This window comes from Kitasatospora putterlickiae (assembly GCF_039527695.1).
Taxonomy (GTDB): Bacteria; Actinomycetota; Actinomycetes; order Streptomycetales; family Streptomycetaceae; genus Kitasatospora; species Kitasatospora putterlickiae.
Genome location: NZ_BAAAKJ010000281.1, coordinates 1 through 8,779, shown reverse-complemented (window position 1 = coordinate 8,779; position 8,779 = coordinate 1). Strand labels below are relative to the sequence as shown.

Genomic DNA, 8,779 nt, shown 5'->3' with positions numbered 1-8,779 from the left:
AGCGTGCGCCGCCGTTCACGTACAGGGTCTGGCCGCTGACGTAGGAGGCGTCCTCGCTCGCCAGGAAGGCGACGACTGAGGCGATCTCCTCCGGCTGCCCCACCCGCCGCAGCGGAGTGCGGGCGGCCACCTCGGTCTGGTGGTCCTCGGCCGTGGCGCCGACGCGGGCGGCGGTGGCGGCGGTCATCGCGGTGGCGATGTAGCCGGGGGCCACGGCGTTCACGTTGATGTTGAACGGGCCGAGTTCGATGGCGAGCGTGGCCGTCAGGCCCTGGATGCCGGCCTTGGCGGCGGCGTAGTTGGCCTGGCCCCGGTTGCCGAGCGCCGAGCGCGAGCTGAGCGAGACGATCTTGCCCCACTTCTGGGCGACCATGTACTTCTGCGCCACGTGGCTGCAGTTGTAGGCGCTGGTCAGGTTGACCGTCAGCACCGCGTCCCAGTCGGCCTTGGGCATCTTGAAGAACAGGTTGTCCCGGGTGATCCCCGCGTTGTTGACCAGGATGTGCAGGCCGCCCAGGTCCTCGACGATCTGCGCGAACGCCGCCTCCACGGCGTCGTAGTCGGCCACGTCGCAGCCGTACGCCCGCGCCGTGCCGCCCTTGGCGGTGATCTCGCCGACCGTGGCGGCGGCCCGTTCAGCCGAGAGGTCGACGACGGCCACCGTCGCGCCCTCCTCGGCCAGTCGGCGCGCCGTCGCCGCGCCGATGCCCTGCGCGCCGCCGGTGATGACGGCGACCCTGCCTGCGAAACGCGTCATGGTGCTGCTCCTCGGGAGGTGAAGATCCGGCTGACAGATGACAGTCATCTGTCATCTGTCATCTGTTTTCCGTCAGTTGTCAGTTGTCAGCCCTCAGACGGACTCCACCAGCACCGCCGTGCCCTGCCCGACGCCCACGCACATCGTGGCCAGGCCCCGGCGGGCGCCGGTGCGGCGCATGCGGTGCAGCAGGGTGGTGAGGATCCGGGCGCCGGAGCCGCCGAGCGGGTGGCCGAGGGCGATCGCGCCGCCGGTGGGGTTGACCCGCTCCAGGTCGATCCCCAACTGGTCGACGGAGGCCAGCACTTGGGCGGCGAAGGCCTCGTTCAGCTCGGCCTCCTCCACCTCCTCCAGCGACCAGCCGGCCCGGGCGAGCACCTTGCGGGTGGCCGGGACCGGCCCGATTCCCATCACGTCCGGGTGCACGCCCGCCGAGGCGCCGGCCACGTACCGGCCGAGCGGCTCCAGGCCGAACTCACGCAGCGCCTCCTCGCTGACCAGCACCAGCCCGGCCGCGCCGTCGTTCATCGGCGAGGCGTTGCCCGCCGTGACCGTGCCGCCTGGGCGGAAGGCGGGCTTGAGGCGGGCCAGCTTCTCCAGGCTGGTGTCCTCGCGGATCGACTCGTCCGCGTCGACGCTCACCCCGTCGGCCCGCTCGACCGTGACCAACTCGGCGTCGAAGTGCCCGTCCTTGCGGGCGGCGGCGGCCCGCTGGTGGCTGCGCAGCGCGAAGGCGTCCTGCCGCTCCCGGGTGACGCCGTAGCGGGCGGCCACCTCCTCGGCGGTCTCGCCCATGGAGAGCACGCCGTGCAGTTCGGCCATCCGGGGGTGGGTGAGCCGCCACCCGAGCCGGGTGTCATAGGTCTCGATCCGGTGCGGCAGCGCCTCGTCGGGGCGGGGGAGGATGAAGGGGGCGCGGGTCATCGACTCGCAGCCGCCGGCCAGCACGACGTCCGCCTCGCCGGAGCCGATCGCCCGGGCGGCCATGGTGACCGCCTCCAGGCCGGAGGCGCAGAGGCGGTTGACGGTGGCGCCGGGGACGCTCTCGGGCAGTCCGGCGAGCAGCACGGCCATCCGGGCGGCGTTGCGGTTGTCCTCGCCGGCCTGGTTGGCGGCGCCCCAGTAGACGTCGTCGATCCGGGCCGGGTCGAGGGTGGGCAGGTCGGCGAGCAGGGCGCGCAGCACGGTGGCCGAGAGATCGTCCGGGCGGACCGTGGCGAGCGCTCCGCGCAGCCGGCCGATGGGTGTGCGGCGGGCGGCGGCGAAGTAGACAGGACGCACGACGTCGGGCTCCTTGTCGATGAAGAGGACGGGTCAGAAGGCGTTGACGCCGGTGAGCGCGCGCCCGATGAGCAACTGGTGGATCTGGCTGGTGCCCTCGTAGAGGGTCATCACCCGCGCGTCGCGCAGGTACTTGCCGACGGGGTGCTCGTCGGTGAAGCCGTAGCCGCCGAACACCTGGAGCGCGTTGTTGGCGGCCCGCACCGCGGCCTCGCTCGCGAACAGCTTGGCGACCGAGGACTCGGTGGCGAACGGCAGGCCGCGTTCGATGTGGTCGGCGACCTTCCAGGTGAGCAGCCGGGCGGCCTCGACGTCCACGGCGATCCCGGCGAGCAGTTGCTGCACCAACTGGTGCGAGGCGATCGGCTTGCCGAACTGCTCGCGCTCCCCGGCGTAGCGGACGGCGGCCTCCAGGCAGGCGCGGGCGATGCCGACGCAGCCGGCCGCGACCGACATCCGGCCCTTGGCGAGCGCCGCCATGGCGACGGTGAAGCCCTTGCCGGCCTCGCCGAGCCGGGCCGAGGCGTCGGGCACCCGGACGGCGTCGAAGGCCAGCTCGGCGGTGGCCTGGCCGCGCAGGCCGAGCTTGCCGTGGATCTCGGTGCGGGTGAGGCCGGGCAGGTCGGTGGGCACCAGGAAGGCGGTGATGCCCCGGTGGCCACTCCCGCCGGTGCGGGCGAAGACGAGTGCGACGTCGGCCCAGGTCCCGTTGGTGATGAAGGTCTTGCCGCCGCTGATCAGCCAGTGGTCGCCGTCGCGCACGGCCCGGGTGGTGAGGTTGGCGGCGTCGGAGCCGGTACCGGGCTCGGTGAGGGCGAAGCAGCCGAGCGCCTCGCCGGAGGTGAGCCGGGGCAGCCAGTGCCGTTTCTGCTCCTCGCTGCCGAAGGCGTTGACGGACTTGGCGACCAGGCCGAGCGAGACCGAGACGATGCCGCGCACGGCGGAGTCGCCCCGGCCCAGTTCCTCCAGGACCAGGCAGTAGGCGAGGTGGTCGCCGCCGCTGCCGCCGTACTCCTCCGGGATGGTCAGGCCGAGGAAGCCGAGGTCGCCCAGCTTGCGGACGATCGCGCGGTCGACCGATTCGGCGCGGTCCCACGCGGCGGCGTGCGGCACGATCTCGCGGTCGGTGAAGGAGGCCGCGAGCTCGCGGACGGCGGCCTGTTCCTCGGAGAGCTCCAGGTCCATCGGGCGCCCCCAGTTAAACTAGCGCTGCAAGTTTTACGAGGGGACTGTAGCTGCGGCCGGGCGCGCTGGGAAGGGGCACCTGCCAGAATCGGTCCACTCCCCACCCGACCGGCCGCACCCACCGGAGGAACCGCGCCGATGCCCCGCCCGCGCACCCCCCTGCTCAACCGCGAGCGCATCGTCGCCGCCGCGCTGCGACTGGTCGACGAGGAGGGGCTGGCCGCGCTCTCCACCCGCCGGCTGGCCGCCGAGCTCTCGGTCAGCGGGCCGTCCCTCTACAACCACTTCGCCACCAAGGACGAGCTGCTGGACGCGGTGGTGGACGGCGTGATGGGCGAGGTCGACCTGTCGATGTTCGCCGCCGGGACGCCGAAACCGACGCCGATGACGACACCGACACCGACACCGACGCCGACACCGCCAACGACGCCGACGCCCTGGCCGGAGGCGCTGCGCGACTGGGCCCGCTCCTACCGCGCCGCGCTCGCCGCCCACCCCCACATCGTCCCGGTGCTCGCCCAGGGCCCCGGGCGCCGGCCGAACGCGCTGCGGCTGGCCGACGCCGTCTTCGGCCACCTGGTCGAGGCCGGCTGGCCGCGCGGGCAGGCGACCAGGATCGGCGCGCTGATGCGCTACTTCGTCACCGGCTCGGCGCTGGCCTCCTTCGCGGCCGGCTTCCCGGAGGACGCCGGGGTCTACGACGCGGCCGACTACCCGCACCTCGGCGAGGCGCACCGGCTGGCCGAGCACCGGGCGGCCGTCGACGAGGGCGCCTTCGAGACCGGCCTTGAGGCCCTGCTAGACGGGCTGGTGCTGCGCTTCGAGAGGCTGGAACAACGCGGTCACCAGGGCTCCCGGGCCACGAACGCCGGGCGCAGCGCGGGGTCCACCGGGTCGTAGTACCGGTGGTAGACGGGGGTCAGCCCGCCGGAGACCGGTGGCACGATCCAGCTCCAGTCGGCGGGCGTCGGCCGGCCGGCCCGCCGCTCCTGCGCGACGTGCCGCAGGAACCGGTCGGACTCGGTGTGGTGGTCGGCGATGGTCACCCCGGCCTCCTCGAAGGAGTGCAGCACCGCGACGTTCAGCTCCACCAGCGCCCGGTCCCGCCAGAGCGTGCGCTCGCTGGAGGTGTCCAGGCCGAGCCGGTCGGCGACGGTGGTCAGCATGTCGTAGCGGTCGGCGTCGGCCAGGTTGCGGGCGCCGATCTCGGTGCCCATGTACCAGCCGTTGAACGGCGCGGTGGGGTAGCGCACGCCGCCGATCTCCAGCGTCATGTCGCTGATCGCCGGGATCGCGTACCAGCGCAGGCCCAGCTCGGCGAACCACGGGTGCTCGGGGTGGGAGAGCGGGACCTCCATCGTGGTGTCCTCGGGCAGCTCGTACCGGCACGGCCGCTCGCCGGGCCGTTCCTGGATCAGCAGCGGCAGCACCTCGAAGCGCTCCTCGCCGCCCTTCCAGCCGAGATCGCGGGCCCGGGCGGCGAGCTGTCCGCCGGCCGGGTCGCCGATCCACCGGCCGTCGGGGCCGGGGTGCCCGGCGTAGCGGATCAGCTGCTGGTTGAGGATCCGGGCGGCCGGGCGGCCGGGCCGGTCGGGGGCGAACACCGAGACCACCGGGCGGATCCGGCCGCCGTTGGTGGCGGTGCGCAGGTGCTCGAAGCACTCGGTGGCGATGTCGTCGGCGGAGGAGAGGTGGCGCAGGTCGCGCACCACCAGGCTGCGCCAGTACAGCCGGCCGATGCAGCGGGCGGCGTTGCGCCAGGCGAGCTTGGCGCCGTAGGCGAGTTCGTCGGGGGTGTGCCGGTAGCCGCCGGTGCGGTCGATCTCGTCGAGGACGGCGCGTATCCGGGCGTCCGGGTCGCCGGCGGCGGGCTGTTCGGCGTGGAACCGCCGGATGAAGTCGGCGGCCTGCCGGGGGTCGGTGAAGTGCGGCTGTGGATCGGCGGGCGGGTCGGCGGCGGGTTCGGGCGGATCCTCGGGCACGAGGTGGCCGTGGAGATGGGCGTGCGAGTAGGGGCAGGCGGCGGCGGGTCGGCGTGTGCCGCGCTCGCCGCTCCGGTTGCCGCTGCGGGTGCGAAGCCGGTCGAAGATCAAGGACATCCCTCCTGCCGCAAAGGGATACCGGAGGTGTGCGCGCCACCGCAGAGAGTGAACGATTCGGCCCCGCCCCCGGCGCTTTGGCGCTAGGGTGCGGGGCCGGAGGCCGCGAAAGGCGTCAGCCCATGTCCTCCAGGCGGATGCCCTCGGCGATCAAACACCCGCTCCGAGCGACGGGTCGGGCTGGGCCAGCGAGAGCCCGAACCGGCCCTCGTCGTCCGTCCACCAGGCCGCCGGACGCAGTCCGGCCGCCGACAGCTCCTCGGCGACCCGCTCCCGGCGGAACTTCGCCGACACCTCGGTGCGCAGCTCCTCGCCCTCGGCGAAGTGCACCGGCAGGTCGAGGGCGGGGATCTTCACGGTCTGCGAGACCAGCGAGCGCAGCCGCATCTCGATCCACTCCCGCTCGGCGTCCCAGAGCGCGACGTGCGCGAACGCGTCCGGGTCGAAGTCGGCGCCCAGCTCGCGGTTCAGCACGTTGAGCACGTTCCGGTTGAACTCCGCGGTCACCCCGGCCGCGTCGTCGTAGGCGGCGACCAGCACCGCCGGGTCCTTCACCAGGTCGGTGCCGAGCAGCAGGAAGTCGCCCGGGTCGAGCGCGGCCCGCAGCCCGCGCAGGAACGCGGCCCGCTCGGCCGGCAGCAGGTTGCCGAGCGTGCCGCCGAGGAAGGCGACCAGGCGCGGGCCGCCGGCCGGCGGCAGGTCGAGTCCGGCGGTGAAGTCGGCCAGCACGCCGTGCACCGCCAGGCCCGGGTACTCGGCGGCGAGCGCCCCGCCGGCCGCCGTCAGCGCGCTCTCGCTGACGTCCACCGGCACGTACGCCTCCAGCGTGCCGAGGTCGCGCAGCGCGTCCAGCAGCAGCCGGGTCTTCTCGGAGGAGCCGGAGCCCAGCTCCACCAGGGTGCGGGCCCGGGTGGCGGCGGCGATCTCGCCGGCCCGGGCGGTGAGGATCGCCCGCTCGGCCCGGGTCGGGTAGTACTCCGGCAGCCGGGTGATCTCCTCGAACAGCTCGCTGCCCCGCGCGTCGTAGAACCACTTGGGCGGCAGGGTCTTGGGGTCGGCGGTCAGCCCGGTCTCGACGTCGTGCCGCAGCGCGGTGCTGAAGTGGTCGGCGGGCAGCAGTCGGGTGAGATCGAAGGTGCTCATGACAGGTGGGTCCTCTGTTCAGGAAGTGAAGAGATGTGAACCTGCGGGGGCTGCGGGGGCCGCGTGTCGCCGCGTTCAGAGCGGCTTGACGGTCACCCCGTCCGGCCCGGCCAGCAGCAGCGACCGGTCCGGCACGACCGTCCAGTCGGGGTGGTCGTCGGAGGGCTCGGAGGCGACCAGCACGCCGAGCCCGGGCACGGTCCGGTGGTGCAGGGTGTCGCCCCAGGCGGTGGCGGCGATCTCCCGGCCGTCGGTGAGCAGCAGGTTGATCCGCCCGGTGGTGTGCGCGGCCGTCTCCGCGACGGTGCCGGCCAGCGCCTCGCCCAGCCCGGCGCCGGCGCGCAGCCGGTGCAGGGTGAGCGCCCACAGCAGGGCCGAGTCGGTGCGCGCGACCAGGTCGAGCAGCTCCCGGGGCGGCAGCAGCGCGGCGAGCGCGCCGGTGCGCTCCGGCCAGCCGGCCAGCGCCCCGTTGTGGCTGAACAGCCAGCGCCCGGCGGCGAACGGCGCGGCCGCCTCCTCGCCGGCCGCGAAGCCCTCGGTGGCCGAGCGGACCGCCGCCAGCAGCGCCCGGGTGCGCAGGACCCGGGCGAGATCGGCGAACGAGGCGTCCGCCCAGACCGGCCCGGCCCGCCGGTAGCGGGCCGGCACCTCGTCGCCGTCCGCGTACCAGCCGAGGCCGAACCCGTCCGCGTTGACCGTGCCGTACTGCTGCAGGCGCGGCGCCCAGGACTGCCGGTAGAGCCCGAACGGCGGCTCCACCAGCAGTGTCCGGGGCGCCACCGGCTCGCCCAGGTAGGCGAGGTGGCGGCACATCAGCCGGCCCCCGCGACGGGCCGGGGCACACCGCCGTCGCCGGAGTCGACGTCGGCGGCGGTGCGGAACCCGGCGAAGATCTGCCGGCGCACCGGGTAGTCCCAGTTGCGGAAGGTGCCCCGGCAGGCGACCGGCGCCACCGCGAAGCAGCCGCCGCGCAGCACCTTGTGCTCCGGTCCGAAGAACACCTCCGAGTACTCCCGGTACGGCCAGGCCCGGAAGCCCGGGTAGGGCCGGAAGTCGCTGGCCGTCCACTCCCACACGTCGCCCATCAACTGCCGTGCCCCGTACGGGGACTGGCCCTCCGGGTAGCTGCCGGCCGGGGCCGGGCGCAGATGCCGCTGGCCCAGGTTGGCGTGCTCGGGGCCGGGTGCGCCGTCGCCCCAGGGGTAGCGCCGCGACCGGCCGGTGGCCGGGTCGTGCCGGGCGGCCTTCTCCCACTCGGCCTCGGTCGGCAGCCGGCGCCCGGCCCAGCGGGCGTAGGCGTCCGCCTCGTACCAGCTGACGTGCAGCACCGGCTCGTCCAGCGGCACGGGCTCCAGCACGCCGAACCGGCGGCGCAGCCACTGGCCGTCCTCGCGGTGCCAGAACAGCGGTGCGTTCAGCCCGGCGGCGAGCCGGTGCGCCCAGCCCTCGGGCGTCCACCAGTGCGGCTCGTCGTAGCCGCCGTCCGCGATGAAGCGCAGGTAGGCGGCGTTGGTGACCGGGGTGGTGTCCAGCCGGAAGGCGGGCAGGTCGACCCGGTGGGCGGGGCGCTCGTTGTCCAGCGCCCACGGCTCGGTGTCGGTGCCCATGGTGAACGGGCCGGCCGGGACCAGGACCTCGCCGGGCAGCGCGGCGGCGTCCGCCGGGGCGGGCGGCGGCGGGGGAGCGGCCAGCGCCGGCTCGCCCTTGCGGAGCTGGTGGGTGATCAGCATGGTCTCGTCGTGCTGCTGCTCGTGCTGGGCGATCATGCCGAAGGCGAACCCGGCGGCCAGCAGCGGCGGGCCCTCCAGGGGGCTGGCGGCGAGCAGGTCGAGCACCCGGCCGCGGACCTCGCCCGCGTACGCCCGGGCCTCGGCGGGCGGCAGCAGCGGCAGGGCCGGCCGCTCGGCGCGCGGGTGCTGGAAGGCGTCGTAGAGCGGGTCGATCTCCGGGTGCATCGGGTCCCGGCCGCCGACGTTGCGCAGCAGCCAGAGTTCCTCCTGGTTGCCGATGTGCGCGAGGTCCCAGACCAGCGGGGACATCAGCGGCGAGTGCTGGGCGGTGAGGTCGTGGTCCTCGACGCAGTCGGTGAGCGCGGCGGTGCGGGCGCGGGCGGCCAGCAGCTCGGTGGCGATCGTCTCGCGCAGCGCCTCGGGCGGAAGCGTTTCCGGCGCCTCGGGCGCCCGGGTGTCCGACGGGGGAGTGGTCCCGGCCTCGCGGGCGTCGTCGATCATGGTGCGGCCTCCTCCGGGGGAGTGCGTCGGGTGCCGGCGCGCAGGGCGTCCAGCTGGTCGTCGGCCGGGCAGCGGCCGCGCGC

At 74.5% G+C, this 8,779-nt stretch carries 8 protein-coding genes; 1 reads left to right on the top strand and 7 read right to left on the bottom strand.

Translation table 11 applies throughout. The annotated features are described in order from the left end of the window. The 3 genes from fabG to ABD308_RS27545 all read right to left on the bottom strand — a co-directional run. The coding region (gene fabG, locus ABD308_RS27555) for a 3-oxoacyl-ACP reductase FabG (RefSeq protein ID WP_344339956.1) at positions 1 to 757 on the bottom strand (757 nt) is incomplete at its 3' end. A gap of 93 nt (positions 758 to 850) precedes the next feature. Next, entirely contained in the window at positions 851 to 2,038 is a 1,188-nt protein-coding gene (locus ABD308_RS27550; RefSeq protein ID WP_344339954.1) for a thiolase family protein, read from the bottom strand. A 33-nt stretch (positions 2,039 to 2,071) separates the two neighbouring features. Beyond that, positions 2,072 to 3,223: an acyl-CoA dehydrogenase family protein gene (locus ABD308_RS27545; protein ID WP_344339952.1), complete on the bottom strand. Its 1,152-nt coding sequence runs from the start codon at positions 3,221 to 3,223 to the stop codon at positions 2,072 to 2,074. A 138-nt stretch (positions 3,224 to 3,361) separates the two neighbouring features. Between ABD308_RS27545 and ABD308_RS27540 the strand changes: the two genes are divergently transcribed. Continuing rightward, positions 3,362 to 4,123 (top strand): TetR/AcrR family transcriptional regulator, encoded by a 762-nt coding sequence (locus ABD308_RS27540; RefSeq protein ID WP_344339950.1) that lies wholly within the window; start codon positions 3,362 to 3,364, stop codon positions 4,121 to 4,123. Here the strand turns inward: ABD308_RS27540 and ABD308_RS27535 are convergent. The 4 genes from ABD308_RS27535 to egtB form a co-directional block, all read right to left on the bottom strand. Further along, the gene (locus ABD308_RS27535) at positions 4,066 to 5,322 is read right to left on the bottom strand and encodes a nitric oxide synthase oxygenase (RefSeq protein ID WP_344339947.1); all 1,257 of its coding nucleotides are present in this window, start codon (positions 5,320 to 5,322) and stop codon (positions 4,066 to 4,068) included. The genes ABD308_RS27540 and ABD308_RS27535 overlap by 58 nt on opposite strands. A 150-nt stretch (positions 5,323 to 5,472) precedes the next feature. Beyond that, entirely contained in the window at positions 5,473 to 6,465 is a 993-nt protein-coding gene (gene egtD, locus ABD308_RS27530) for an L-histidine N(alpha)-methyltransferase (protein WP_344339945.1), read from the bottom strand. Positions 6,466 to 6,540: 75 nt separating this feature from the next. Beyond that, positions 6,541 to 7,278 (bottom strand): ergothioneine biosynthesis protein EgtC, encoded by a 738-nt coding sequence (egtC, locus tag ABD308_RS27525; protein WP_344339942.1) that lies wholly within the window; start codon positions 7,276 to 7,278, stop codon positions 6,541 to 6,543. Next, positions 7,278 to 8,696 carry an ergothioneine biosynthesis protein EgtB gene (egtB, locus tag ABD308_RS27520; RefSeq protein ID WP_344339941.1) on the bottom strand — a complete coding sequence of 473 codons (1,419 nt, stop codon included), beginning with the start codon at positions 8,694 to 8,696 and terminating at the stop codon, positions 7,278 to 7,280. Before egtB ends, egtC begins: the two co-directional genes overlap by 1 nt. Between the last annotated feature and the right edge of the window lie 83 nt (positions 8,697 to 8,779).